Here is a 25,119-nt window from a genome sequence, read left to right on the forward strand (position 1 = left end):
CGAATTTCTATCGCCCGGCGGAAGTGGATATTCTGCTCGGCGATTCGTCCAAGGCGCGCAAGGCGCTGGGCTGGGCTCCCGAGACCTCGCTCGAGCAGCTCATCCACGAGATGCTCGACGCCGATCTCGAGCGGCTGAAGCGGGAACTGGCAACGCGATGACCGAGGAAGCGGCGTCCATCCCCGCGGGCCGTTTCGAACGCATATTGGTGACCGGCGGCTCCGGCTTCGTCGGGCGCCATCTGCTCGAGGGACTGGCGCGCGCCTATCCCGACGCGCAACGCATGTCGCTCGCGCGGGCGGGCGAGGCCCCCGCGCCCGGCTGGATTCCGAAAGCCTTCGACCTCCTCGATCCCGCGACGGTCGAGGCGACGATCGCCGAAGCGCGGCCGGATCTCGTCATCCATCTCGCCGCTCAATCCTCGGCGGCGAAATCCTTCACCGCCGCGGAGGAGACCTGGCGGGTCAATTTCATCGGCTCCTGCAATCTGGCCGCCGCGCTCGCGCGTCATGCGGCCGAGGCCGTCGTGATGTTCGCCTCGACGGCGGACGTCTATGGGTCGAGCCTCGGCGAAGGCGCGGCGCAAGAGACGATGATCCCGCGGCCGCTCAACGCCTACGCCCGCTCCAAGCTCGCGGCGGAGGCCATGCTCGCCGACGTGCTGCCGCAGACCGCGCGGCTCATCGTGGCGCGGCCCTTCAGCCATATCGGCCCCGGACAGGACAAGCGCTTCGCCGTCGCCTCCTTCGCCGCGCAGATCGTCGAGATCGAGAACGGCCACGCCGAACCGCGCCTTTCGGTGGGCGATCTGTCGGTGCAGCGCGATTTTTCGGACGTGCGCGACGTCATCGACGCCTATCTGCGGCTCATCGCCATCGCGCGCGATCTTCCCGCGCGCAATGTGTTCGACATCGCCTCCGGAGAAACGCGCTCGCTCGCGTCCCTGGTCGAGAGAATGCGCACGCTCGCGCGCCGCGATTTCGAGATCGTCGTCGATCCCCAGCGGCTGCGGCCGGCGGACATACCCTTCGCCCATTGCGCCGCCGCCAAGCTGCGCGCGGCGACCGGCTGGCGACCGCAGCGGACGATCGACGAGACGCTCGTCACCCTGCTCGATTATTGGCGCGCCGTCGCCGCCGAAGCGCCCAAATGACCGAGAGCGAGCGCGAGCGGCGTCTCGAGGAACGCCTCCGCCTCCTCGAGCATCAGCTCGACTATCTCAGGGCCGAGCTGCTGCATCTCGTCCATGAGCGCGAAAAAAACGTCTATTCCGCCGCTTGGCTGATCTTCCGTCCGCTGCGGCGCGTCGAGGCCGCGCTCGTCGACGCCGTCACGCCGCTGTTGCGCGGCTTCTTCCGCAAGCCCGCCGCGCCGGCGGCCGAGACCATCGTCGGCGCGCCTCCCGCGACGCGGGCGACGACAAAGCCGCAACGCCTGCTCGTCGATGTGACGGCCACCGCGCAGCGCGACGCCGGCACCGGCATACAGCGCGTCGTCAAGAAGATCACCCAGGCGCTCTATCGCGACGAGGCGCTTCCCATCCCGGCGATCGCCGTGCGCTGCGAGGGCGGCCGGCTGCTCACTTGCGAGGCCTTCGTCGCCGCTCTCATCGGCGGGCCGGCCGGCCGGGATCGGGAAATCGAGATCGAGCCCGGCGATCGCTTCTTCATGCTCTCCGACAGCTGGAACGCTTTCGAGGCGTTTCAGCCGGCGTTCGCCCGCATTCGCGCCGGCGGCGGCGAGATCGTCACCTGCATTTTCGATCTCATACCGGTCCTCCACCCGCACGCCTGCCATGAGGTGACGCCGCCGCGCTATGAGGCATGGCTGCGCCGCGCGCTGATCGAAAGCGACGCCTTTCTCGCCATTTCGCGCACTGTCGCCGAGGAGCTCGCGGACTTCGTCGAGCAAAATCGCCTGCCGCATCGGCCCGGGCTTTCGATCGGCTGGTTCCATTGCGGCTCGGACATTGCGGACGGCGCGCCGGCCGCGCCCCGGCCGGAGATCGCCGCGGCGGCCACGGGCGCCATGGTCCTGAGCGTCGGAACAGTGGAGCCGCGCAAGGGCCATCGCGTCGCGTTGCGCGCCTTCGAGGCGCTCTGGCGCGCGGGCCGCGACGCGCGGCTCGTCCTCGTCGGACGGCGCGGCTGGTTCGAGGAGGCGATCACCGCCGAAATCCGCGGCCATGCCGAATTCGGGCGACGCCTCTTCTGGTTCGACGACGTCGGCGACGCCGAGCTGGCCTTTCTCTACGATCGCAGCGCGGCGGCGCTGGTTCCCTCCTATGCGGAGGGTTTCGGCCTGCCCATCGCCGAGGCGGCGCGCCGCGGCCGCCCGGTGATCTGCAGCGACATTCCGGTGTTCCGCGAGGTCGGCGGCGCCGGGGCTCTCTATTTCCGCGTCAATGATCCGCACGCCCTGGCGGAGCGGATCATCGACGTCCTCGACGGCCGCGTCATCGCCGATCCTTCCGCCGTCAGCCGCTCCTCCTGGGCGGAGGCCGCACATCGCGTCGCGCAAGTGATCGCGACGGAGGATTGGAGCCGCAAGCTGCCGTGAGCCGTCGCTCACGCGCGGCGCGGGTCCTTGTTCCGCCGCGCCGGAAAGCATGATAGAGATGCGGTTGCGGCGGCGGCGCCTGCGGCTCTCTCGAACCGCAGGCTTCGCCGCTTTTGCGCCAGCGGGGGCGCCTGTCGCGACCCTCCGCCGACCAGGCTCCAACCCGATAGGCCGTTATATGTCGATCTCGTCGTCCATAAGCCTGCCGCCGACGCCCAAAGCGCTCCTCGACCTCATCAAGCTCGAGGCCGGCCCGGCGCCTCTGCCGGCTTCCCGGCTGGCGTTGTGGATCAGCCTCGGCGCCTATGTCGTCACGGAAGCCGGCGGACAGTTGCTCGCCAACGACATTCTTCTCCCCTCGGTCGTCTATGGGCTGCTGAGCGCCGTTCTGCTGGCCGCTCTGACCTTCGGCGCGCTGACCCTCGCCGGTACGCGCGACCGTTTCCAGCAGACGCTCATCGCCCTCGCGTCCACGGGCGCGATCATCGGCCTCGTCTCCATCGTGCTGTCGGCCGCCGTCGCGCAGATATTTCCGCCGCCGATGCCGGCCATGAAGCTCGTCGGCTTCGTGCTATTTCCGCTGGTGATGTGGAAGTTCACCGTCTATTTGTGGATCTTCCGCCACTCCGCGCTTCGCTTCATCCCGGCCTTCGCGCTCTCGGCGATCTATATCGGCTTCATACTGCTGATCCTGTCGCCGCTTCTGGTGCGCCTCTTCAGCTTCCTCTGACGGCTCGGCGCCCCCCGCCGCGCACGGTCGCGGCGGGGGCGCATTAAGCAAGCATTAAGTATAATCGCTTACTCATCGTTCATCACCCGCGTCGCGGCCCGCTCGAGGCCGCCCGGCGCGAAGCGAGGATGAACCAATGAGATTTTCCGGTTCCAGCGCCGGGGCGGGGCTTTTTTGCGCGGCCCTGGGCCTTTTGAACGCCAGCCCCGCGGCGGCCGCGGACATGCCCTTCCTCTCCCCGCCCGAGCAGGAATACGAGCCCGTCGAGCTGGGAACCGGCTGGTATCTGCGCGGCGACATCGCCGCGGTTCGCTCGCCCGTGCTGAACATAGACGGCTCCCAGACCTCGAATAATTTCGTCAACAATTGGTCGGCCGGCATCGGCTTCGGCTATCGCTACAATTCCTGGCTGCGCACCGACCTCACCGCCGATTATCAGCCGCTCTACAACCGCTCCAGCGGGTCTGCCGTCTCCACGCCCTGCCAGATCGGCGCCGTCGGCATGCCCGCCGGCGGCCCCTACTCCGACTCCGTCGGGGTCTACACCGACTGCTACCCCTTTTCGCGGAGCCGCGCGACGACCTCGGTCTTTCTCGGCAATGTCTATGTCGACCTCGGCACCTGGGGCGGGATCACGCCCTATATCGGCGCCGGCGCCGGCGTCGACGTGATGTTCCAGAAGTCCCAGGTGCAATGGTCGCAGGGCAATCTCGTCCCCTATGCGGGCGTGACCTGGACCGACCCCTACACGCTCGGCACCTATATGGCCAATTGGGATCGCAGCACCTCCAACACCTATCTGAAATTCGCCTACGCCTTCATGGGCGGCTTCGCCTATGACATCACCGACCATTGGACGGTCGATATCGGCTATCGCTATCTCAATCTGGGCACGATCTCCGGCAAGGACGCGCTCGGCGTCGCCCATTCGCGCAAGCTCGACATTCAGCAGGTGCGGCTCGGCTTCCGCTATCTGATCGACTGACGGTCCGCCGAAATCCTCCATCGCGGCGCCCCTGCGCCCTCCCGCGCCCCGCGGGAGGCCCGCCTCCCCGCTTCGCGCGCGCCCCGGGCGGCGGGACGCACGGCCAAGCCCCGGCTCGTGACCGACAGCTCGCGCACGACAGCCTGCCCGACTTGACGCGAAGACGTGTTGCGCGTAGCGCAGGCTCCGAAAATCCATGCCCCGGGGAGGCAGCACAAAAATGCCCATCCAAAAGCCCGGCGTGAAGCCGGCCGATCCGCGTTTTTCTTCAGGTCCTTGCTCCAAGCGTCCCGGCTGGACGCTGGACGCGCTCTCGGGCGCGGCGCTCGGCCGCTCGCACCGCTCCCCTGCGGGAAAAGCGAAGCTGAAGGAAGCCATCGATTTGACGCGCGAGGTCCTGCGCGTGCCGGCGAGCCATCGCATCGCCATCGTCCCCGCCTCCGACACGGGCGCCGTCGAGATGGCGCTGTGGTCGCTGATCGGCGCGCGCGGCGTCGATGTCGCCGCCTGGGAGAGCTTCAGCTCGGATTGGGTCACCGACATCATCGAGCAGCTGAAGCCGGGCGCGGCCCGCAGCTTCGTCGCCCCCTTCGGCGAATTGCCCGACCTCTCGAAGATCGACTTCGACAATGACTTCGTCTTCGCCTGGAACGGCACCACCGCCGGCGTGCGCGTGCCGAACGCCGATTTCATCCCCGCCGATCGCAAGGGGCTGACGATCTGCGACGCGACCTCGGCCGCCTTCGCGCAGCCGCTCGACTTCGCCAAGCTCGATGTCGTCACCTACTCCTGGCAGAAGGTGATGGGCGGCGAGGCGGCGCATGGCATGCTCATCCTCTCTCCGCGCGCCGTGGAGCGGCTCGAGAGCTACACGCCCGCCTGGCCGCTGCCGAAGATTTTCCGCCTCACCAAGAGCGGCAAGCTCGTGGAGAGCATTTTCGAGGGCGACACCATCAACACGCCCTCCATGCTCTGCGTCGAGGATTATCTCGACACGCTGAAATGGGCGAAATCGATCGGCGGGCTGGACGCGCTCTTCGCGCGGGCGAACGCCAACGCCGCGGTGGTCGCCGATTGGGTCGAGAAGACGTCCTGGTTCACGCATCTCGCGCAGGATCCGGCGACGCGCTCCAACACCGGCGTCTGCCTCGTCTTCGCCGACCCCGCCATTGCGGCCAAGTCGCGGGCGGAGCAATCGGCGCTCGCCGCGCGCATCGTGGGCCTCGTCGAGAAGGAAGGCGCGGGCTTCGACTTCGGCGCCTATCGCGACGCCCCGCCCGGCCTGCGCATCTGGTGCGGCGCGACAGTGGAGGCGAGCGACGTCGCCGCGCTGACCCGATGGATCGACTGGGCCTATGCCGAGGCGGTGGCGCAATCGGCCAAAGCGGCTTGAGACGAGGACCGCTCGTCACGATCTAACGAAGGGGACGGGCGCCGCGTGAGCGCGGCGCCGAGGGGGCGTGTTCTCGTGGCGAAGTCTCGGGCTCGGCCCGAGGGAGGCCCCTCATGCCCATACGCGTGCTCGTTTCCGACGCGCTCTCGCCCGCAGCGCTGGAGCTCTTCCACTCGCGCGGGATAGAAGCCGACAGCCGGCCGGAGCTGGGCAAGGACGCAACCGCGCTGGCCGCCGCCATCGGCGCCTATGACGGGCTCGCCCTTCGCTCGACGACGCAGGTCGACAAAGCGCTCCTCGCGCGAGCGGAGCGGCTGACGGTCATCGGCCGCGCCGGAGTCGGCGTCGACAATGTCGATACCGCCGCGGCGACGGCGCGCGGCGTGATCGTGATGAACACGCCCTTCGGCAATTCCATCACCACCGCCGAGCATACGATGGCGCTGATGCTGGCGCTCGCCCGCCAGATTCCCGCCGCCGACGCCTCCACCCGCGCCGGCAAATGGGAGAAGAGCCGCTTCATGGGCGTCGAGCTCGCCGGCAAGACGCTGGGCGTGATCGGCTGCGGCAATGTCGGCGCCAATGTCGCCACGCGCGCGCTCGGTTTCGCCATGCGCGTCATCGCCTATGACCCTTTTCTCACGCCAGAGCGCGCGCGGCGGCTGGGCGTCGAGCCGGTCGATCTCGACACGCTGCTCCAGCGCGCCGATTTCATCACGCTGCACACGCCGCTCACCGCCAAGACGCGCCACCTGCTGAACGCGCAATCGCTGCAAAAGACCAAGCGCGGCGTGCGCATCGTCAATTGCGCGCGCGGCGGGCTCGTCGACGAGGCCGCTCTCGTCGCGGCGCTGGACGAGGGCCATGTCGCGGGCGCGGCGCTCGACGTGTTCGAGACCGAGCCCGCGCGCGAGAATCCGCTCTTTTCCCGCCAGACTGTCGTCTGCACGCCGCATCTCGGCGCTTCCACCGTCGAGGCGCAGGAGAAAGTCGCCGTGCAGATCGCCGAGCAAATGTCGGATTTTTTGACGCGCGGCGCGATCGTGAATGCGGTGAACTTCCCGTCCATCGGCGCCGAGGAGGCGCCGAGGCTCGCGCCCTTCGTCGATCTCGCCGAGAAGCTCGGCTCCTTCCTCGGCCAATCGACCGAATCGCCGATCGAGCGCATCACCGTCGCCTATGAAGGCGCGGCGACGCAGCGCAATGCGCCGGCGATGACGGCGGCGGCTGTCGCGGGCGTGCTGCGGCCGGCGCTCGCCGAGGTCAATCTCGTCTCGGCGCTGGCGATCGCCAAAGAGCGCGGCATAGCGATCGACGAAGCCACCAGCTCCGGAACGAGCGATTATGATTCGCTGATCGCCGTATCGGTGAAGACGCGCGAGGGAGAGCGAAGGCTCGCCGGCTCGCTGTTTCACGACGGCAGGCCGCGCATCGTCGCCGTGGAGGGCGTCCGCGTGGAGACGGAATTCTCCGAGCGGATGATTTTCGTGTCCAACGCCGACAGACCGGGCTTCATCGGACGTTTCGCCGGGCTGCTGGGCGCGGCGGGCGTGAACATCGCGACTTGCGCGCTGGGACGGGACCGGCCGGGCGGCTCCGCCGTGGCCCTGGTCGCGATCGACGAGCCGGCGCCGCGCGAGACGATACGAGAAATCGCCGCGCTCGCCGGCGTGCGCTTCGCGGCGACGCTGCAATTTTGAGGATGCGGGAAAGGGAGAGAAGCGGCGCTGTTATTTCGAGGCGGCGCTCTATGCCTCGCGCGAGGAAGCCGATGCTCCTGCGCCTGCTCGTCCCCCTCACTCCGCCTCATTGTCGCGACAACGAGGCGGAGGAGGCGGATCGAGTGTGACTTTTTTTGAAAGTCGGCGATCGACGCCAAGCCGCGAGCTCCACGAGAAGGATGGGCGAAGCTGCAGGCGAAAGGCGGGAGATCGTCGAGCTTTACTGAATCATCTTGACGGTGCGGCCGACGCCCGGGTCGCTGCCGTTGCCCGTGCCATTGGTGCCGGCGGGGGAAATCCAGTCCGGAACCTTCGTCAGCGCGATGATGACGAAAGCGACGATAGCGACCATCCACAGAACAGTCTTGCCGATCTCAGCGCTGCTGTGTCCGATTGTTGACATGTGACGATCCTCCGAATGTTGGTGCTTTATTTTGCTTTTTTTGCACTAGATGCGCGACAAAGCGTCGCATCGGCGTCAGCCTACACCAACTTTTTTCGGGATACAATGCGGCATGTGCGCGCGCGACAAAATTAGTCAGGGTCCAAAAAGAGAAGCGAAAGCGCGACGCGAAAAGGCGACGCCGGGAGCCCGACGGCTTCCGGATCGCCTCGCCTGTCTCGGCGAATCGCGTCAAATCGAGATGGAGGGGATCAGTCCCGGCGGGTCAGATAATATTCGAGCATGGCCACGGCCGCCTTGCGGTCCGCCTCGCTCGCCCGCGCCAGAGCCCGGGAATGCAGCTCGACGATCCATTGATCGGTCGGCCGATCGCCGGCGGCCTCGCGCGCCAGCGTGAGATACATGAGGCCGCGCGCGCGCTGCGGCGGGCCGCCGGCCTCGCCGTTGAACATCAGATGGCCGAGCAGCGCCTGCGACGGCGCATGGCCCTTGCGCGCGGCGAGATCGAGCCAATTGGCGGCCTGGCGCGCGTCCTTGGAGACGCCATTGCCGTCGAGATACATGCGCGCGAGATTATATTGAGCGTCGGCGTTGCCGAAATAGGTGGCGGCGTAGCGGAAGAGATCGAAAGCGCGGCCGGCGTCCGGCATGATCTTCGCGGCGGTGATCCCCTCGAGATAATAGACGCCGACGGCGACGAAGGCGCCCGCCGCCATCAGCCGCTCGCGCGGGCTCGGCTCGTCCTCGCCGAAATGATCGACGAGCTTGGCGAAATAGGAATAGGCCTTGGCGTCGTCGCGGGCGACGCCGTCGCCATCGGCATACATGCGGCCGAGCTTCCATTGCGCGAGCGATTCGCCGCCGTCCGCGGCGTAGCGCAGCGCCTCCACCGACTTCTTGGCGTTTCCGGCATGGTAGCTCTCGAGCCCGGCGCGCAGAGCGGCCTGAGGGTCCTTGAAGATGGTCAGCGGCTGGGTGGCGGCGGCGAGGGAGCGCGGCTCCGACGCGTCGAAGGCGACGGCGTGGCCCGCCAAGAGAGATCCGACTGTCGCGCAGCCCAGCGCGAGAAGCAGCGTCGAACGACGCCCGCGCGGCTCTACCGTCGACGCAATCGCCTGGAGAAACACGATCATCGAGGATCTGACTTTCTCAACGCCGCCGGCGTTCCGAGAACGCCGCGCAAAACACCGCCATGCGTCACCGCCGAAAATCGGCGACAGGCGTTCGGAAACGAGAAGAGCGTTCTCCCGCGACGAGCCGGCGCGGAAAGCCTCTCCCTTGTCTTCGATGACCTTGTGACGGGGCGAGATTAGCGCAGCGTTTATGGCTGAAAAGGGGCATCTCGCCCTTTGCGCGGCTCGCGGAAAACTATCTCGACGACTGTTGCAACAAGGTCACAAATTTTAGCGTTTCGCCGCATGCTCGGCGCCCCTGCGACGCATCCGGCTACGCATTGCGACATAGAAACGACCCAGTCCATCGCATCGCCGGACGGGACCGCGCCGGCGCAGGCGCCCGAGGCGCTCCTCGGCGTGCTCCTCCTTATGCTGCTCCTCCCCCTGCTGCGCCCCGGCCTGCTGGCGCTCGTGGCGCGAGGGGCCTATATCCTTCGAGACGCATGCCTCGAACCGAGGCGGACGGAACAGAAAGTCTTTGGAATGCGCGCCGGCTCGCCCGAGATTTCGGCCACGCTCGTTTCGGCGCGCGGCGACATGCGCGGCTCGGTGCGCGTCCCGCGCGAGACCGTCGGCTTTCGCCGCCTGTTCATCTTCCTCGGCCCCGGCTATCTGGTCGCGACCGGCTATATGGACCCCGGCAATTGGGCGACAGCGCTCGCCGGCGGCTCCAAATTCGGCACGGCGCTGCTCTTCGTCGCCGTTCTGTCCAGCCTCATGGCGATCGTGCTGCAATCGCTGACGGCGCGGCTCGGCCTCGCCACCGGCCTCGATCTCGCCAGCGCCTGCCGCCGCCGTTTTCCGCGCTCCGCCTCCGTGGCGCTGTGGCTGCTGGCGGAGGCGGGCATATTGGCGACCGATCTCGCCGAGGTCATCGGCACGGCGATCGGCCTGCAATTGCTGTTCGGCCTGCCGCTCGCTCTCGGCGTCGTCGTCACCCTGCTCGACACTTTCCTCGTGCTCGCCTTCGAGCGCCTCGGCTTCCGCAAGATCGAGCTCTTCGTCGTCGCCATGCTCGGGATCATCGCGCTGGCCTTCGGCGGCCAGCTGCTGCTGGCGCGGCCCGATCTCCACGCGGTCGCCGCCGGCCTCGTCCCCAGCCGCGCGCTCATCGAAAATCCCGAGATGCTCTATATCGGCCTCGGCATTCTCGGCGCGACGGTGATGCCGCACAATCTCTTCCTGCACTCTTATATCGTGCAGACGCGCGACGTCGGCGCCTCCTCGGCGGAGCGCCGCGAGGCCATCGACTTCGCCATTTTCGACAGCACTCTGGCGCTGATCTTCGCGCTCGTCATCAATGGCTCGATCCTGGTGCTGGCCGCCGCCGCCTTCCATGCGACGGGCCATACCGATGTCGTCGAGCTCGGTCAGGCCTACACGCTGATCGCGCCGCTGCTCGGCGCGCCGATCGCCGCCAAGCTGTTCGCCATCGCGCTCATCGCCTGCGGGCTCAACTCCACGGTGACGGCGACCCTCGCCGGGCAGATCGTGATGGAGGGCTTCATCGAGCTGCGCATGAAGCCGACGCTGCGGCGCCTGGTGACGCGTCTCATCGCCATCGTCCCGGCCGTCGCCGTCACGCTGCTCTCGGGAGAAGAGGCGACCGGCCGGCTGCTGGTGCTGAGCCAGGTGGTGCTGAGCTTCACGCTGCCCTTCGCGGTCGTGCCGCTGGTCTGGTTCACCGCCTCGCGCCGACTGATGGGCGAGCTCGCCGCGCCGCGCGTCACCACCGCCGTCGCCGCCGTCATCGCCTTGGCCATTGTCGCGCTGAACGGCAAGCTGCTCCTCGACGCGCTCGCCGGCTGATCTTCACCTTCTCTTGACCATGCGGTCCGGCGAGGCGGCGTTAACCATGCGCGCGCCGGAACGATCTTGTTTCGCGTGACGTTCTTCCCCGGCCGAGGCGGCGCTGGGGGCCGCCTCGGCAGAAGGGAAGAGAATGGCATGTTTCGACATATGGTTTATGCGGCGGCCCTCATCGGCGCTCTGATGCTGCCCGGCGCGGCCTCCGCCCGCGGCCACCATCATCATGGCCGCCATCACCACCATCATCATCATCATCACCACCACCACCATCACCACCATCACGGCCGCCATGCCGGGGTTCATCACGGCTGGGGCTACAACGGCTGGGGTCATCATGGCTGGCGTCACGCCGGATGGGGCGGCGGTTACTATGGCCGGTCCTATTATGCGGGATCGCGCTATGCGCCGGCGTCCAACGCCTGCTGGCGCTGGTGGAACGGCCGCAGGCGCTTCGTCTGCTGAGATCGGCTCGGCGCCGGGGGGGCGAGCGAGCCGGCCACCCCCGCGCCTTATATTAAAATTCGACGCCGATCTGCGCCTTCACACCGGCTTGAAAATGGTGCTTGATCAAGGTCATCTCTGTGACCAGATCGGCGATGGCGACGAGTTCCGGCTTGGCGTTGCGACCGGTGACGACGACGTGCAGATTGCCGCGCCGCGTCTTCAGCGTCTCGATCACCTCGTCCAGCGGCAGATGCTCATAGCGCAGCGCGATCGACAATTCGTCGAGCACGAGCAGCCGAATCGACTCCTTCGCCATCAGCTCCTTCGCCTTGTCCCAGGCGCGGCGGGCGGCCGCCTCGTCGCGAGCGCGATCCTGCGTCTCCCAGGTGAAGCCCTCGCCGAGCGTGTGCCAGAAGAGCAGCCCCTCCGAGAGCCCCCCCTCCCCCTTGCCGAGCGTCTCGAGGATGCGGCGCTCGCCGCTCTCCCAGGCGCCCTTGCCGAATTGCACGACGCCGACCGCGAGACCATGCCCCATCGCCCGTAGCGCGAGGCCGAAGGCCGCCGTGGACTTGCCCTTGCCCGCGCCCGTATGGACCATCAAGAGGCCTTTCTCGGCAATGGTCTTGCCGGCGACCTCGGCGTCCTGGACCGCCTTGCGCTTCTCCATCTTCTCACGATGGCGGCGGGCGGCGTCCTCTTCCGCGAATTCCGACATGATTTGCGCCTCCTCGCCATTTGACGGCTCTTGCTCGCCGTCATATGACTGTTGGCGACGGTCCTCCGCAAGGAGGCGAACAGGGAATGCGGTGAGGGGCTCGTCCCCGATGCCGCAGCTGCCCCCGCAACTGTGAGCGGTGAGCTCGCGCCTCGAGGCCACTGGGCGAAAGCCCGGGAAGGCGGCGCGTGCGGCGACCCGCGAGCCAGGAGACCTGCCGTCATGTGACTGCCGTCACGCGAAACCACGAATGCCGCCGGTGGGGCGGCGAGGAGCCGACAATGATCACGAAGACCCTTTCCGCCGACGCGATTCTCTCCGCCAGCCGCCTCGAGTCGCTGCGCGCCGCCCTCGTCGTCTTCACGCTCGGCGCCGGGCTCGTCTATCTCGCCGGCTTCTCCTATCCGAGCGTCGCCCACAACGCCGCCCACGACACACGCCATTCGCTCGGCTTCCCCTGCCATTGACGCAGCGGTGATCCAGCGACTCCTCACGGTCGGTCTTCTGGCCGGCCTTCTCGCTGGGCTCGCCGTCGCGGCCCTGCAGAATGTCACCACGACTCCGCTGATCCTCGCCGCCGAGGTCTATGAGACCGCGGCCGAGCAGGCCCATGCCGGAGCCGCGACGCAAGATCATGTGACGCGAGATCACGCGACACATGAGCACGCGACACCCGAGCACGAGCACGCTGGAGCGCACGAGCAGGCTGGAGCGCACGAGCAGGCCTGGGAGCCGGCGCCCGGCCTCGAGCGCACGGCCGCCACCAGCGTGGCGACCGGCGTCACATCGGTCGGCTACGCCTTTGTGCTGCTCGCTCTGATGCTCGTCGCCGGCGAGACGATCGAGCCCAAGCGCGCCGCGCTCTGGGGCGCCTGCGCTTTCGCCTCGACGGGCCTCGCGACGAGCCTCGGCCTCGCGCCGGAGCTGCCGGGCAGCGCCGCCGGCGATCTCGCCGCGCGCCAGCTCTGGTGGATCGCGACGGCCGCCTCGACCGGCGCCGGCCTGTTCGCGCTGCTGCGCGTCGAGCGGCCGCTGATAAAGGTTCTCGGCGTCGCGCTGCTGATCGCGCCGCATGTCATCGGCGCGCCGCAGCCGCCGGCCCCCGAGAGCACCGCGCCCGCCGAGCTCGCGGCGCGCTTTGCCGCCGCTTCGCTCGCCATTCATGCGCTGACCTGGATTCTCGCCGGCGCCGCGGTCGGCTTCGTCTGGCGCCGTTTCGCCGCGAAAGCCGAAACGGAGGCCGCGGCATGAGCAGCCTCGCCAAAATCCCGACGACGATCGTCACCGGCTTTCTCGGCGCCGGCAAGACGACGCTGATCCGTCATATCCTCGAGACGGCGCGCGGCCGCCGCCTCGCGCTCATCATCAACGAGTTCGGCGACGTCGGCGTCGACGGCGATATTTTGCGCGCCTGCGGCGTCGAGAATTGCCCCGAGGAGAATATCGTCGAGCTGGCCAACGGGTGTCTGTGCTGCACGGTGGCCGATGATTTCGCGCCGGCGATCGAGGCGCTGCTCGCGCTTCCGAACCGCCCCGAGCACATCATCATCGAAACGAGCGGCCTCGCTCTGCCCAAGCCCTTGGTCAAAGCCTTCGAATGGCCGACCATCCGCCCGCATCTGACCGTCGACGGCGTCATCGCCGTGGTGGACGGGCCGGCGGTGGCGGCGGGCCGTTTCGCCGACGATCTCGACGCCATCGCCGAGGAGCGCGCCGAGACCCTCACGATCGATCACGACAATCCGCTCGAGGAAGTGTTCGAGGATCAGCTCCTCTGCGCCGATCTCATCGTGCTCAACAAGATCGATCTGTTGAGCGAGGAGCAAGCGACGCAAGTCGCCGCGCAGATTCGCGCCTCCGCGCCGCGCGCGGCGAAGCTGCTGAGGGCGAGCGAGGGGAAGCTCGACCCCGCCATTCTGCTCGGCCTCGGCGCCGCGGCGGAGGATGATCTCGCCAACCGCCCCTCGCATCACGATACGGAAGAGGGCCACGACCACGACGATTTCGAGAGCTTCGTCGTCGAGATCGCGCCCGCGCGCGATCCGGCCGAGCTGGTCGAACGTCTCGCCCGCGTCGCGCAAGCCCATGACGTGTTGCGCATAAAGGGCTTCGTCGAGATCGCCGGCAAGCCGATGCGGCTGCTGGTGCAGGGCGTCGGCGCGCGCTTTCGTCATCAGTTCGAGCGCCCCTGGCGCGCCGATGAGACGCGCGCCAGCCGTCTCGTGGTCATCGGCGAAAAGGGTCTCGACCGTGCGGGCGTGACGGCCATGCTGACGGACTGAGGGCGCCATGCATCTGCTCGCGCGCGATCTCCATGGCCTCGATGACAATGAGGCGGCGGTCGATCTCGGGCAGACCCCGGCGCAAATCGTCTTTCTGTCCTTCTCCGACGCCGAGCTCTGCCTCGTCGCCGAGCTGCATGAGCAGAACGCCGCGCTTCCTTCTCTGCGCTGCGCCTCGCTCGCCCGGCTGAAGCACCCCTATTCCGTCGATCTCTATATCGACAAGGTCGCGCGCCATGCGCGGCTCGTCATCGTGCGTCTGCTCGGCGGCAAGGAGTATTGGTCCTATGGCGTCGACGAGCTTGCCGTCGCCGCCCGCATGCGCGGCTTCGCTCTGGCGATCGTCCCCGGCGATACGCATTGCGACGAGCGACTGGACCGCGCCTCCACGCTCGCGCCCGACGATCTTGCGCGCATCTGGTCCTTCTTCCGCGACGGCGGGCCGGACAATCTGCGCTCCTTTCTCGGTTTCGCCTCGACGCTCGCCGGAACCCCGGCGCCCTGGCGCGAGAGCGCGCCCGTCCCGCTCGCCGGCCGCTGCGAGGAGGCTTGTCGCGCGGCCCTCTTCCCCAACCCTCCCCCTCATGCCGAGGAGGTCGCGAAGCGACCGTCTCGAAGCACGGGGGGGAGCTCCAGAAAGCCCCGCGTGACGGCTCCCTCGTCCTTCGAGACGCCCACAGCGCGGGCTCGTCAGGATGAGGGAGCCTTCGGCGGAGCGCCGGGCTCTGTCACCGCTCCGCCCCGAGCGCTCATTACCTTCTACCGCTCCGCCTGGCTCGCCGGCGATTTCGCGCCGATCGTCGCGCTCGCCGATGCTCTGCATAAGCGCGACTTCGTCGTCGAAGCGCTTTTCGTCGCGAGCCTCAAGGACCGCGCCTGCGAAGAGCGTCTCGCGCGGACGCTCGCAGAGTTTCGCCCCGATGTGATCCTCAACGCCACCGCCTTCTCCGCGCGCGCGCAAGGCGGCTCCATTCTCGATCGCGCCGACGCGCCCGTTCTGCAGGTCGCGCTGGCGACCGCGACGCGCGAGGCGTGGGAAAGCTCCAAGCGCGGCGCCAATGGCGCCGATCTGGCGATGAATGTCGTGCTGCCGGAGGTCGACGGCCGCATCTTCACCCGCGCCATCTCCTTCAAGGCGCAGACGCGGACGCGCACAGCGAGCGAATTCGACGAAATCCGCCATGCGCCCGAGATTTCGCGCATAGATCATGTGGCGGCGCTGGCGCAGAATTGGGCGCGCTTGCGCCGGCTCGACAATCGCGAGAAGCGCTTGGCCCTCGTGCTTTCCGACTACCCGGCGCGACGCGGACGCGGCGGCTATGCGATCGGGCTCGATACGCCGGCGAGCGTGCTCGCCATCACGGACATGCTGCGCAGCGCCGGCTATGATCTTGCGCCAGGCTCGCATCGAAAGGGCGCGGCCGGGGAAGAGGCCGCAGCCTCCGATCTCGTCATGCGCGCGCTGGAGGAAGGCGCGCATTTCGTCGAGCTGCCGCTCGATGATTACCGACGCCTCTTCGCCGCGCTCCCGTGCGATTTCACGCGCCCGGTCCTCGCCGCATGGGGGGCGCCGGAAGAAGACCCCGCGCTACGGAACGGCGCCTTCCGCTTCTCTTGCATAGAGACGGGAAAGCTTTTCGTCGCGCTGCAGCCGGATCGCGGAAGCCGCGAAGAGCGACGCGAGACCTATCACGACGCCGAGCTTCCGCCGCGTCACGCCTATATCGCCTTCTATCTCTTTCTACGCCATGTCCGAAACATCGACGCGCTGATTCATCTCGGCACGCATGGCACGCTGGAATGGCTGCCCGGCAAATCGGTGATGCTCGGCCCCGCCTGCGCGCCGGAGGTTCTGCTGGGGCCGACGCCGCTCGTCTATCCTTTCATCGTCAATGATCCCGGCGAGGCGGCGCAGGCCAAGCGCCGCGCGAGCGCGGTGACGATCGGCCATATGACGCCGCCGCTCGTCGAAGCGGGACTCGCCGCAGAAGCGCAAGAGATCGAGAGCCTGCTCGACGAATATGCGAGCGCCGCGACGCTCGACCCGCGCCGCGCGCGGCTCATCGCCGAGGCGATTCTCGACGCCGCCGAGCGCAGCGGGCTCACGCAGGAATGCGGCGTCACGCGCGAGACGGATCGCGGCGAGGCGCTGGCGCGGCTCGACGCCTGGCTCTGCGATGTGAAGGAGATGCGCATCGGCGACGGGCTGCATATGTTCGGCGCCGGCGCTTGCGGCGACGCCGAAGCGGAGGGCCTGCTGCGCGCGCTCGAAGGCCGATTCGTCGAGCCGGGTCCGGCCGGCGCGCCGTCGCGGGGACGCGTCGACGTGCTGCCGACAGGCCGCAATCTGTTCTGCATCGATCCGCGCCATGTGCCGACGCGCACGGCCCAGGACATCGGCGTCCGCGCGGCGCGCGCGGTGATGATGCGTCATGCGCAAGAGCATGGCGAATGGCCGCGCGGCATCGTGCTCGATCTGTGGGGCAGCGCGACGATCCGCACCGGCGGCGAGGATTTCGCGCAAGCGCTGGCGCTGATGGGCGTCGCGCCCGTGTGGGATCACGCCAGCGCGCGCGTTTGCGGCTTCGAGACGCTGCCGCTCGTCGAGCGCAATTTTCCGCGCGTCGACGTCACGCTGCATATATCGGGACTATTTCGCGACATGTTTCCCGGCCTCATCGCGCTCTATCACGACGCCGTCGCGGCCGTCGCCGCGCTGGACGAGGACGACGAATCCAATCCTCTCGCCTCCGCCCGGCGCCACGGCCGCTCGCTCGAGCGCGTCTTCGGCGCGGCGCAGGGAACTTACGGCCTCGGCCTCTCGGAAGCGATCGCCCGCGGAGACGCGCGCGACGACATCGGCCGCGCCTTTCTCGAGGCGGGCGGCCACGCCTTTGCGCGCAATGGCGAGAGCGCGCCGGCGCGCGAGGCTTTCGGCGAGCGCGTCGGCGCCGCCGATGCGCTGGTGCATGTGCAGGATATGGCGGAGACGGATGTGCTCATCGGCCCCGCCTTCGCGGAATTCGAGGGCGGTTTTGCCGCCGCCAACGCCACGCTCGGCGGCGCGGCGGAGATCACGCATCTCGACGCGACGCGACCCGCCGCTTTGACGCTGCGCTCTCTCGACCGCGAGATCGCGCGCGTCGTTCGCGGCCGCGCCGCCAATCCGCGCTGGCTCGAGGGGCAGATGCGCCACGGCCATCGCGGCGCGGCGGAGATCGCCGAGACGATCGACAATCTCTTCGCCTTCGCGACGACGACTCCCTTCGTGCGCGACGCGCAATGGGACCTCGTCTTCGACGCGACGCTGGGCGCGCCGAGCGTGCGCGCGTTTCTGCTGCGCGACAATCCGCGCGCGGCGCAAGCGATTCACGATGTTTTCGCGCGCGCCATCGCGCGCGGCTTCTGGCGCACGCGGCGCAACAGCGTCGCAGCGGCACTCGACGGGCCCTCGCCATGACCGCCGCGCCGAAAATCCAAGGCTGGTGCCCCGGCGCGCTGCGCCCCATGCAGAGCGGCGACGGCCTGCTGCTGCGCGCGAAGACCGTTCATCCGCGTCTGTCGGCGCAGCAGACGCGGGAAATCGCGTCGATCGCGCGCGAATGCGGCAATGGCCTCGTCGATCTCTCGCAGCGCGCGCAATTGCAATTGCGCGGCGTGAGCGAGGCGCGGCTCGAAGAGGCGCAGCAGCGCCTCGCCGCGCTCGGTCTGCTCGCCGAGGATGCGGCGACGGAGAGCCTGCTCAATTTTCTCGTCCCGCCTTTCGCGAGCGAGCGCACGAGCGCTCTCGTCGCGCATCTCGCGCGAGCGCTGTCGAATGACGCGGCTTTGCGAGCCTTGCCGGGAAAATTCGGCTTTCTCCTCGACGACGGCGGCGCGCTCGGCCTCGCCGATTCCGCGATGGACATTCGTCTCGAAGCGCATGGCGACAGGATCGCGGTCATCGTCGACGGCGCGCGCGAGCAGGCGTTTCTCGCGGATTTCGATGCAGCGACGGATACGGCGCTCGCGCTGGCGCGCGCCTTTCTCGCATTGCGCGAGGGGCGCGAATTCGAGCTGCGCCGCATGAGCAAAGTCGTCGCGGCGTCAGGCCTCGACGCGCTGGCGAAGCAGGCGGACCTCGCGCCGACGCCCTATCGCTCGCATTGCCGCGCCGCCTCGGCGGCCGAGATTTTCGGGGCTCGCCCCCTCCCCGGCGAACCGACGAGGGACGCAAAAGCGGCCTTCGCCGGAATCGGCGCGCCCTCCGGACGCTTGCATGCGGACGATCTCGCCGCGCTCGCAGAACTCGCCGACGCGCATGGCCTCGGCGAATTGCGCCTCACGCCCTGGCGCGCCATCCTCTTGCCCTGCCCCACGGAAAAAGCGGCGCAAAGCATCGTCGACGCCGCGGCGCGACGCGCCCTGATCGTCGACGCGGATGATCCGCGCCTCGCGGTGATCGCCTGCCCCGGCGCGCCCGAGTGCCCGCAGGCGCTGGCGCCGACGCGCGCGCTCGCGGAGCGCCTCGCCCCGCTAGCGGCGCAGCTTGCGTCCGTGGGCGCGAGGCTGCACATATCGGGCTGCGCCAAGGGCTGCGCTTTTCCCGCTGCGGCGACGCTCGCGCTGGTGGCGACGGCGCAGGGCTTCGACCTCGTCGACGACGGGCGCGCGAGCGACGCGCCGGCGTTGCGCGGCCTCGGCGCGAATGAAATAGAAGACGCAATGAGAGCGCGCATCGCATGCACGACGAAGCAGGAGCCGCCATGGCGGACGAATTCATGTCCGGCGAAATGACCTACATACGCGACGGCGCCGCGATCTACGCCCGCTCCTTCGCCATCATCCGCTCGGAAGCGCGGCTCGAGCGCTTCTCGCGCGAGGAGGAGCGCGTCGCCGTGCGCATCATCCACGCCTGCGGCATGGTGGAGGTCGCCGACGACATCGTCTTTTCGCCCGGCATGGCGGCGGCGGCGAGCGCCGCGCTGCGCGAGGGCGCGCCGATTCTCTGCGACGCCAATATGGTCGCTCATGGCGTCACCCGCGCGCGATTGCCCGCGAATAATGAAGTGATCTGCACGCTCGCGGATCCGCGCGTTCGCGCCCTCGCCGAGGAAATGAAGACCACGCGCAGCGCCGCCGCGATGGAGCTGTGGCGCGAGACGCTCGCGGGCGCCGTCGTCGCCATCGGCAATGCGCCGACGGCTTTGTTCCATCTGCTCGAAATGCTCGACGACGGCGCGCCTCCGCCCGCGGCGATCATCGCCATGCCGGTCGGCTTCGTCGGCGCGGCGGAATCGAAAGAGGCGGCGCTCGCCGACGGGCGCGTTCCGACCGCGATCATTCGCGGCCGCAAGGGCGGCAGCGCCATGGCGGCGGCGGCCATCAATGCGCTGGCGAGCGAAAAAGAATGACCATCGTCGATCCGAATCTACGCGCCGACCACGACAGTCCCGTCACGCTCGGCGCGCTGCTCGGCGTCGGCCTCGGCCCCGGCGATCCGGAGCTGATGACGCTCAGAGCCGCGCGGCTGGTGAGCGAGGCGAAGGTCGTCGCCTATTTCTCCAAGCGCGGAAAGCCGAGCCATGCGCGCGCCATCGCCGCGCGCTTCATCGCCAAGGATTGCGAGGAGATTCCGCTCTTCTATCCGCTGACGACGGAAATTCCCTTCGACCATCCGGACTATATCGCCGCGCTCGCCGCTTTCTACGAAGAGAGCGCGCAGCGCCTCGCGCTGCATCTGTCGCTCGGCCGCGATGTCGCTCTGCTCTGCGAAGGCGACCCGATGCTCTACGGCTCCTTCATGCATCTGCAGACGCGATTGTCGCCGCGCTTTCGCGTGGAGGTTTGCGCCGGCGTCTCCGGAATGTCCGGGTGTTTCGCGGCGGCGCGTCAGCCGATGACATGGGGCGACGATGTGCTCACCGTCATTCCCGCGACATTGCCGCGCGCCGCGCTCGCGACGCGGCTCGCTTCGACGGACGCCGCAGTGGTGATGAAGCTCGGCGGCAATCTGCCCAAGCTCCGTCTCGCGCTCGCGGATGCGCAGCTCCTCGAGCGCGCCATCTATGTCGAACGCGGCACGATGGCGGATCAGAAGATCATGCGCCTGACGGAAAAGCGCGACGATGACGCGCCCTATTTCGCGCTCGTCCTCGTGCCCGGCAACGGACGTCGGCCGTGACGGAGGCAAATCGGAGCGGCAAGCTCTCCGTCATCGGCCTCGGACCGGGCGACGCGCGCTTTCTCACATTGGACGCGCAAGAGGCTTTGCGCGCGGCGCAGGATATCGTGGGCTATGCGCCCTATGTGGCGCGCGTTCCCGTCACGCCGGGCCAGAGGCGCATCGCCAGCGACAATCGCGTCGAGATCGCGCGCGCCGAGGAAGCGCTGCGCCTCGCCGCGAGCGGACGCAGAGTCGCCGTGGTGTCGGGCGGCGATCCCGGCATTTTCGCCATGGCGGCGGCGGTGCTCGAGGCTGTCGACAATGGCGATCCCGCCTGGCGCGCTCTCGACATCGAAATTCTCCCGGGAATCTCCGCCATGCAGGCGGCGGCGGCGCGGCTCGGCGCCCCGCTCGGCCATGATTTCTGCGTGATCTCGCTCTCCGACAATCTGAAGCCCTGGTCGGTGATCGAGACGCGTCTCGAGCTGGCGGCGCGCGCCGATTTCGTGATGGCTTTCTACAATCCCGCGTCGCGCGCGCGGCCGCAGCGCATTCACGACGCTTTCGCGTTGCTGCGCCGCGCGCTGCCGGAGGATCGTCTCGTCGTCTTCGCGAAATCGGTCGGACGCGCGGAGGAAGACATCGCCATCACCACGCTGGGCCGAGCCGACCCGAGCGTCGTCGACATGTCGACTCTCGTGCTCATCGGCGCCAGCGGCACCAAGCTCGTTGCGCGCGGCGATGCGCCGCCTTTCGTCTATACGTCGCGGAAGGCGCCATGAGCGCGGCGCGCTGGCTCTCGTTGATCGGGCTGGGCGAGGATGGCGTCGAGGCGTTGACGCCGGCTGCGCGCGCGCTCATCGCCGACGCTGCGCTGATCGTCGGCGGCGCGCGTCACCTCGAATTGATCGGCCCGCAAAAGGGCGAGACGCTGCGCTGGCCATCGCCGCTTTCCGCCGCCATGGAGACGATTCTTTCGCATCGCGGCGCGCCGACGGTGGTTCTGGCGAGCGGCGATCCGTTCTTCTTCGGCGTCGGCGATATCATCGCGCGCAATGTCGCTGCGGAGGAAATTCTCTGCCTTCCGGCGCCCTCCGCTTTCGCGCTCGCCGCGGCGCGCCTTTGCTGGAGCCAGCAGGATTGCGCGCTGCTGTCGCTGCATGGCCGCGCCTTCGAGCGCGTGACGCCGCATCTTCAGCCCATGCGCAGATTGCTGATCCTGTCCTGGGACGAGACGACGCCCACGCGCCTCGCCGCGCATCTCACCGCGCTCGGCATGGGCGATTCGCGCGTGCATGTGCTCGAGCATATGGGTGGACCGAGGGAGCGTGTCCGCAGCGCGCTCGCGCACGACTTCTCGCTCGCGGACATTGCGGCGCTCAACGCCTTAGGAGTCGAGGTCGTCGCCGGGCCGGATGCGCGCGTTCCGCCGCTGACGCCGGGCCTGCCCGATGATTGGTTCGAGCATGACGGGCAGATCACCAAGCGCGACATTCGCGCCGTGACGCTGGCGGCGCTGGCGCCACGCCGCGGCGAACGTCTGTGGGACATCGGCGCGGGCTCGGGCTCCATCGCGATCGAATGGATGCTCGCCGATCCTGCCAATCGCGCCAACGCGATCGAGCGGAATGCGACGCGCATCGCGCGGATCGCGCGCAACGCCGCCACGCTCGGCGTTCCCGATCTCGACATTGTCGAAGGCGCGGCGCCACAGGCGCTCGCCGAATTGCCGACGCCGGATGTCGTCTTTATCGGCGGCGGCGGCGATACCGCGGTCATCGAAGCCGCATGGGACTCTCTGCCGGCTCGCGGACGCATCGTCGCCAATGCGGTGACGATCGAGACGCAGGCGCTGCTGATCGACGCGTTTCGACGCAAGGGCGGCGAGCTGGTGAACATCGCGATCTCGAAAGCGCGCCCGATCGGCGGCTTTCATGCACTGGAGCCGGCGCTGCCGGTGCTGCAATGGCGCGCGGCGAAGAATTGAGCGCGCTCTACGCCATCGGCATCGGCGCGCGCAGCGGCGTCGACGTGCAGGAAGCCATCGCGCTCATCCGGGAAGCTTGCGAAACCTACGTGCGCGCCCCTTCTCCCGCCTGCGGGAGAAAGGGGCTTCGCATCGCGGAGTCGGATGAGGCCGCCCTGTCACATCTATGTCTCGATGGGAAGCGTGGCGACGGCCCTCATCCGAGCCCGCTTCGCGGGCCCATCTTCTCCCAGGAGTGGGAGAAGGAGCCGCGCACGATGATTGCGCTCTTCACCATCGATGCGAAGCGCGACGACGCCGGCCTCCGCGAGGCCGCGCGGCTGTTGGAATTGCCGCTCGTCTTCCTTCCCCTCGAAGCCCTCCTCGCCCGTAGGGACGAGTTGCTCACCCACTCGCCCCGGGTGGCAGCCCTCACCGGCGTCGGCAGCGTCGCCGAAGCCGCGGCATTGGTCGGCGCGGGGCCGGGAAGCCTTTTGCTCGGCCCCCGGCTCGCCAGCGCGCGGGCAACCTGCGCGATCGCACGAAATGCGCTAGAGGTGGCCCCATGACCATCCATTTCATCGGCGCCGGCCCGGGCGCCGCCGATCTGCTCACGCTGCGCGGCCGCGATATTCTCGCGCGCTGCCCCGTCTGCCTCTATGCCGGCTCGCTGGTCGCGCCGGAGATTCTCGCCCATTGCCCGGAGGGCGCCCGCATCGTCGACACGGCGCCACTCTCGCTCGACGCCATCATCGCGGAGATGCAGACGGCCCATGCCGCCGGTCAGGATGTCGCGCGGCTCCATTCCGGCGATCTCTCCATCTGGAGCGCGGTCGGCGAGCAGACCCGGCGGCTCGAGGCGCTCGGCATCGCCTTCACTATCACCCCCGGCGTGCCCGCCTTCGCCGCCGCCAGCGCCGCGCTGAGACGCGAGCTGACCTTGCCGGAAGTGGCGCAATCGGTGGTGCTCACCCGCACCTCCGGCCGCGCCTCCGCCATGCCGCCGACGGAGACGCTCGCCGCTTTCGCCGCGGCGCGCGCGACCATGGCGATTCATCTCTCCATTCATGCGCTCGCACGCGTCGTGGAGGAGCTCACGCCCTTCTACGGCGCCGACTGCCCGATAGCGCTCGTCTATCGCGCCTCCTGGCCCGACGAGCGCATCCTGCGCGCGACGCTCTCCACCATAGAGGCGCAGGCCGGGGCCGCGCCCATGGAGCGCACCGCGCTCATTCTCGTCGGCCCGGCGCTGGCGGCCGAGGATTTCCGCGAGAGCGCGCTCTATGACGCGGGCTATGACCGCCGCTTCCGCCCCACCGGAGCCGGACGCTGACCGCCCCCGGGCTTCTCGTCGCCGCGGTCCGCTCCGGCGCTGGCAAGACGACCGTGACTTTGGGGCTGATGCGCGCACTGGCGCGGCGGGGCCTGCGCGTCTGCGGCGTGAAATGCGGGCCGGATTACATCGATCCGGCCTTTCACGCGGCGGCGACCGGACGCGAGAGCTTCAATCTCGATTCCTGGACGATGGAGGCCGCGCTTTTAGGCCAGCTCGCGCTACGCGCCGGCGAGGCGGCCGATGTCATTGTCGCGGAAGGCTCGATGGGGCTTTTCGACGGCGCTCCCGGCGCGCCGGCGCAGACGGGCGCCTCGGCCGATATCGCCGCCCATCTCGGCTGGCCCGTGCTGCTGGTGATGGACGTCTCCGGCCAGGCGCAGAGCGCGGCCGCCATAGCGCGCGGCGTCGCGGCCCATGACGCGCGGGTGACGCTCGCCGGCGTCCTGCTCAATCGCGTCGCCTCGGAGCGCCATCGCAAGCTCGCGCAGGAGGCGATCGAGGCGATCGGCATAAAGGTCTTCGGCGCGCTGCCGCGCGATGGTGGGATCGCTCTGCCGGAGCGTCATTTGGGGCTGGTGCAGGCGGGCGAGACCCAGGGCCTCGAAACCCTGCTCGACACGCTGGCCGAGCGTATCGAGACGCATGTCGATGTCGACGCCCTGCTCGCCGCCGCCGCGGGCGGGCTGTCGGGCCTGGCGCGCGCTCCGCTCGACGCTCTGCGGCCGCCGGGCCAGCGCATCGCCGTGGCGCGGGACTCGGCCTTCTCCTTCTTCTATCCGCATCTCGCCCGCAGCTGGCGCGAGTCGGGCGCCGAAATCACCTTCTTCTCGCCGCTGGCCGACGAGGCCCCTCCAGAGAAGTGCGACGCCTGCTGGCTTCCCGGCGGCTATCCGGAGCTGCACGCGGGCCGGCTCGCGGCGGCGGCGAATTTTCTCGAAGGGCTTCGTCGCTTCGCCGCGACGCGCGCGGTCCATGGCGAGTGCGGCGGCTATATGACGCTCGGCCGCACGCTGACCGACGCCGGCGGCGCGGTCCATCCGATGGCCGGCCTGCTCGATCTGGCGACGAGTTTTGCGCAGCGCAAACTGCATTTGGGCTATAGACGCGCCCGTCTTTCCGCCGATTGCGCGCTCGGCGCGGCCGGCGATGCGCTCGCCGGGCACGAATTCCACTACGCCACCATAGCGAGCGAGAAGGGCCTGCCCTTTGCGATGGTTACCGACGCCTATGCGCAGGAGGAGCGGCCTGCGGGACTGCGTGCGGGACTGGTGACGGGAAGCTTCTTCCACGCAATGACAAAAAAAAGGGGCCGCCGGTAACGCCAGCGGCCCAAGTCAAGGGAGGAAACGCCCAAGGAGGGCTACGGAGCGAGAGAAGTTCTCGCTGCGTCGCACTGTTGTATTGCTGCGGCGCACAAGTGTCAAGCGAGAATTTGGAAGACCGCCTCTATGTCGCA

General features: G+C 68.6%; 24 protein-coding genes and 1 riboswitch. Of the genes, 21 read left to right on the forward strand and 3 right to left on the reverse strand.

Going from position 1 to position 25,119, the window contains the following annotated elements; translation table 11 throughout:
- The 7 genes from VIF40_RS07705 to serA form a co-directional block, all read left to right on the forward strand.
- The coding region (locus VIF40_RS07705) for a GDP-mannose 4,6-dehydratase (RefSeq protein WP_331937025.1) at positions 1–161 on the forward strand (161 nt) is incomplete at its 5' end.
- The gene (locus VIF40_RS07710) at positions 158–1,153 is read left to right on the forward strand and encodes an NAD-dependent epimerase/dehydratase family protein (protein ID WP_331936947.1); all 996 of its coding nucleotides are present in this window, start codon (positions 158–160) and stop codon (positions 1,151–1,153) included. The genes VIF40_RS07705 and VIF40_RS07710, both read left to right, overlap by 4 nt.
- The gene (locus VIF40_RS07715; protein ID WP_331936948.1) at positions 1,150–2,559 is read left to right on the forward strand and encodes a glycosyltransferase family 1 protein; all 1,410 of its coding nucleotides are present in this window, start codon (positions 1,150–1,152) and stop codon (positions 2,557–2,559) included. Before VIF40_RS07710 ends, VIF40_RS07715 begins: the two co-directional genes overlap by 4 nt.
- Positions 2,560–2,737: 178 nt before the next feature.
- Complete coding sequence (locus VIF40_RS07720) at positions 2,738–3,289, forward strand: hypothetical protein (RefSeq protein ID WP_331936949.1); 552 nt, start codon at positions 2,738–2,740, stop codon at positions 3,287–3,289.
- Between the two features lie 136 nt (positions 3,290–3,425).
- Positions 3,426–4,274: an outer membrane protein gene (locus VIF40_RS07725; protein WP_331936950.1), complete on the forward strand. Its 849-nt coding sequence runs from the start codon at positions 3,426–3,428 to the stop codon at positions 4,272–4,274.
- A gap of 220 nt (positions 4,275–4,494) precedes the next feature.
- Positions 4,495–5,667 carry a phosphoserine transaminase gene (locus tag VIF40_RS07730; protein ID WP_331936951.1) on the forward strand — a complete coding sequence of 391 codons (1,173 nt, stop codon included), beginning with the start codon at positions 4,495–4,497 and terminating at the stop codon, positions 5,665–5,667.
- A 113-nt stretch (positions 5,668–5,780) separates the two neighbouring features.
- Positions 5,781–7,367, forward strand: coding sequence for a phosphoglycerate dehydrogenase (gene serA / locus VIF40_RS07735; RefSeq protein ID WP_331936952.1), 1,587 nt, complete (start codon positions 5,781–5,783; stop codon positions 7,365–7,367).
- A gap of 241 nt (positions 7,368–7,608) precedes the next feature.
- Here serA and VIF40_RS07740 read toward each other — a convergent pair whose 3' ends face one another.
- Positions 7,609–7,791: a hypothetical protein gene (locus tag VIF40_RS07740; RefSeq protein WP_161912931.1), complete on the reverse strand. Its 183-nt coding sequence runs from the start codon at positions 7,789–7,791 to the stop codon at positions 7,609–7,611.
- Between the two features lie 251 nt (positions 7,792–8,042).
- Entirely contained in the window at positions 8,043–8,924 is an 882-nt protein-coding gene (locus VIF40_RS07745; RefSeq protein WP_331936953.1) for a tetratricopeptide repeat protein, read from the reverse strand.
- Between the two features lie 525 nt (positions 8,925–9,449).
- Between VIF40_RS07745 and VIF40_RS07750 the strand changes: the two genes are divergently transcribed.
- Together VIF40_RS07750 and VIF40_RS07755 are read left to right on the forward strand one after the other, a co-directional pair.
- Positions 9,450–10,775 carry an Nramp family divalent metal transporter gene (locus VIF40_RS07750; protein ID WP_414684771.1) on the forward strand — a complete coding sequence of 442 codons (1,326 nt, stop codon included), beginning with the start codon at positions 9,450–9,452 and terminating at the stop codon, positions 10,773–10,775.
- 138 nt (positions 10,776–10,913) lie between these two features.
- Positions 10,914–11,237: a hypothetical protein gene (locus VIF40_RS07755; RefSeq protein ID WP_331936954.1), complete on the forward strand. Its 324-nt coding sequence runs from the start codon at positions 10,914–10,916 to the stop codon at positions 11,235–11,237.
- 52 nt (positions 11,238–11,289) lie between these two features.
- Here VIF40_RS07755 and cobO read toward each other — a convergent pair whose 3' ends face one another.
- Complete coding sequence (gene cobO, locus VIF40_RS07760) at positions 11,290–11,934, reverse strand: cob(I)yrinic acid a,c-diamide adenosyltransferase (protein ID WP_331936955.1); 645 nt, start codon at positions 11,932–11,934, stop codon at positions 11,290–11,292.
- Positions 11,935–11,975: 41 nt separating this feature from the next.
- Positions 11,976–12,170, forward strand: a riboswitch (cobalamin riboswitch).
- A 45-nt stretch (positions 12,171–12,215) separates the two neighbouring features.
- On the opposite strand from cobO, the gene VIF40_RS07765 reads away from it, so the two are divergent.
- Genes VIF40_RS07765 through VIF40_RS07820 form a run of 12 tightly spaced genes read left to right on the forward strand, consistent with a single transcriptional unit; the run spans position 12,216 to position 24,982 of the window.
- A complete protein-coding gene (locus VIF40_RS07765) occupies positions 12,216–12,401 on the forward strand; it encodes a CbtB domain-containing protein (protein ID WP_331936956.1) in 186 nt (61 codons plus the stop codon).
- A gap of 7 nt (positions 12,402–12,408) precedes the next feature.
- Positions 12,409–13,185 (forward strand): CbtA family protein, encoded by a 777-nt coding sequence (locus VIF40_RS07770; protein WP_331936957.1) that lies wholly within the window; start codon positions 12,409–12,411, stop codon positions 13,183–13,185.
- A complete protein-coding gene (gene cobW, locus VIF40_RS07775; RefSeq protein WP_331936958.1) occupies positions 13,182–14,216 on the forward strand; it encodes a cobalamin biosynthesis protein CobW in 1,035 nt (344 codons plus the stop codon). Before VIF40_RS07770 ends, cobW begins: the two co-directional genes overlap by 4 nt.
- A 7-nt stretch (positions 14,217–14,223) precedes the next feature.
- Positions 14,224–17,676: a cobaltochelatase subunit CobN gene (gene cobN / locus VIF40_RS07780; protein ID WP_331936959.1), complete on the forward strand. Its 3,453-nt coding sequence runs from the start codon at positions 14,224–14,226 to the stop codon at positions 17,674–17,676.
- Positions 17,673–18,992 carry a precorrin-3B synthase gene (gene cobG, locus VIF40_RS07785; protein WP_331936960.1) on the forward strand — a complete coding sequence of 440 codons (1,320 nt, stop codon included), beginning with the start codon at positions 17,673–17,675 and terminating at the stop codon, positions 18,990–18,992. The genes cobN and cobG overlap by 4 nt, the downstream gene beginning before the upstream one ends.
- Positions 18,977–19,609 (forward strand): precorrin-8X methylmutase, encoded by a 633-nt coding sequence (locus VIF40_RS07790; RefSeq protein WP_414684772.1) that lies wholly within the window; start codon positions 18,977–18,979, stop codon positions 19,607–19,609. The genes cobG and VIF40_RS07790 overlap by 16 nt, the downstream gene beginning before the upstream one ends.
- Positions 19,606–20,379 carry a precorrin-2 C(20)-methyltransferase gene (locus VIF40_RS07795; protein ID WP_331936962.1) on the forward strand — a complete coding sequence of 258 codons (774 nt, stop codon included), beginning with the start codon at positions 19,606–19,608 and terminating at the stop codon, positions 20,377–20,379. Before VIF40_RS07790 ends, VIF40_RS07795 begins: the two co-directional genes overlap by 4 nt.
- Complete coding sequence (cobJ, locus tag VIF40_RS07800) at positions 20,376–21,143, forward strand: precorrin-3B C(17)-methyltransferase (protein WP_331936963.1); 768 nt, start codon at positions 20,376–20,378, stop codon at positions 21,141–21,143. The genes VIF40_RS07795 and cobJ overlap by 4 nt, the downstream gene beginning before the upstream one ends.
- Positions 21,140–22,348 (forward strand): precorrin-6y C5,15-methyltransferase (decarboxylating) subunit CbiE, encoded by a 1,209-nt coding sequence (gene cbiE / locus VIF40_RS07805; protein WP_331936964.1) that lies wholly within the window; start codon positions 21,140–21,142, stop codon positions 22,346–22,348. Before cobJ ends, cbiE begins: the two co-directional genes overlap by 4 nt.
- Complete coding sequence (locus tag VIF40_RS07810) at positions 22,327–22,896, forward strand: cobalamin biosynthesis protein (protein WP_331936965.1); 570 nt, start codon at positions 22,327–22,329, stop codon at positions 22,894–22,896. The genes cbiE and VIF40_RS07810 overlap by 22 nt, the downstream gene beginning before the upstream one ends.
- Positions 22,893–23,660, forward strand: a complete 768-nt coding sequence (gene cobM, locus VIF40_RS07815; protein WP_331936966.1) for a precorrin-4 C(11)-methyltransferase — start codon at positions 22,893–22,895, stop codon at positions 23,658–23,660. Before VIF40_RS07810 ends, cobM begins: the two co-directional genes overlap by 4 nt.
- Positions 23,657–24,982, forward strand: coding sequence for a cobyrinate a,c-diamide synthase (locus VIF40_RS07820; RefSeq protein WP_331937027.1), 1,326 nt, complete (start codon positions 23,657–23,659; stop codon positions 24,980–24,982). Before cobM ends, VIF40_RS07820 begins: the two co-directional genes overlap by 4 nt.
- The last annotated feature ends 137 nt before the right edge of the window (positions 24,983–25,119 follow it).

The sequence above is a fragment of the Methylosinus sp. genome, from assembly GCF_036560965.1.
Taxonomy (GTDB): domain Bacteria; phylum Pseudomonadota; class Alphaproteobacteria; order Rhizobiales; family Beijerinckiaceae; genus Methylosinus.

Bases quoted from the DNA above. Each gene is read 5' to 3' on its own strand.
- VIF40_RS07740 (WP_161912931.1), bottom strand. From the start codon at position 7,791: ATGTCAACAATCGGACACAGCAGCGCTGAGATCGGCAAGACTGTTCTG.
- serA (WP_331936952.1), top strand. From the start codon at position 5,781: ATGCCCATACGCGTGCTCGTTTCCGACGCGCTCTCGCCCGCAGCGCTG.
- VIF40_RS07745 (WP_331936953.1), bottom strand. From the start codon at position 8,924: ATGATCGTGTTTCTCCAGGCGATTGCGTCGACGGTAGAGCCGCGCGGG.
- cobG (WP_331936960.1), top strand. From the start codon at position 17,673: ATGACCGCCGCGCCGAAAATCCAAGGCTGGTGCCCCGGCGCGCTGCGC.
- cobN (WP_331936959.1), top strand. From the start codon at position 14,224: ATGCATCTGCTCGCGCGCGATCTCCATGGCCTCGATGACAATGAGGCG.
- VIF40_RS07795 (WP_331936962.1), top strand. From the start codon at position 19,606: ATGACCATCGTCGATCCGAATCTACGCGCCGACCACGACAGTCCCGTC.
- VIF40_RS07790 (WP_414684772.1), top strand. From the start codon at position 18,977: ATGTCCGGCGAAATGACCTACATACGCGACGGCGCCGCGATCTACGCC.
- VIF40_RS07810 (WP_331936965.1), top strand. From the start codon at position 22,327: ATGGCGCGCGGCGAAGAATTGAGCGCGCTCTACGCCATCGGCATCGGC.
- VIF40_RS07730 (WP_331936951.1), top strand. From the start codon at position 4,495: ATGCCCATCCAAAAGCCCGGCGTGAAGCCGGCCGATCCGCGTTTTTCT.
- cobW (WP_331936958.1), top strand. From the start codon at position 13,182: ATGAGCAGCCTCGCCAAAATCCCGACGACGATCGTCACCGGCTTTCTC.
- VIF40_RS07755 (WP_331936954.1), top strand. From the start codon at position 10,914: ATGTTTCGACATATGGTTTATGCGGCGGCCCTCATCGGCGCTCTGATG.
- cobO (WP_331936955.1), bottom strand. From the start codon at position 11,934: ATGTCGGAATTCGCGGAAGAGGACGCCGCCCGCCGCCATCGTGAGAAG.
- cbiE (WP_331936964.1), top strand. From the start codon at position 21,140: ATGAGCGCGGCGCGCTGGCTCTCGTTGATCGGGCTGGGCGAGGATGGC.
- VIF40_RS07725 (WP_331936950.1), top strand. From the start codon at position 3,426: ATGAGATTTTCCGGTTCCAGCGCCGGGGCGGGGCTTTTTTGCGCGGCC.
- VIF40_RS07720 (WP_331936949.1), top strand. From the start codon at position 2,738: ATGTCGATCTCGTCGTCCATAAGCCTGCCGCCGACGCCCAAAGCGCTC.
- VIF40_RS07715 (WP_331936948.1), top strand. From the start codon at position 1,150: ATGACCGAGAGCGAGCGCGAGCGGCGTCTCGAGGAACGCCTCCGCCTC.
- VIF40_RS07750 (WP_414684771.1), top strand. From the start codon at position 9,450: ATGCGCGCCGGCTCGCCCGAGATTTCGGCCACGCTCGTTTCGGCGCGC.
- cobM (WP_331936966.1), top strand. From the start codon at position 22,893: ATGACCATCCATTTCATCGGCGCCGGCCCGGGCGCCGCCGATCTGCTC.
- VIF40_RS07765 (WP_331936956.1), top strand. From the start codon at position 12,216: ATGATCACGAAGACCCTTTCCGCCGACGCGATTCTCTCCGCCAGCCGC.
- VIF40_RS07710 (WP_331936947.1), top strand. From the start codon at position 158: ATGACCGAGGAAGCGGCGTCCATCCCCGCGGGCCGTTTCGAACGCATA.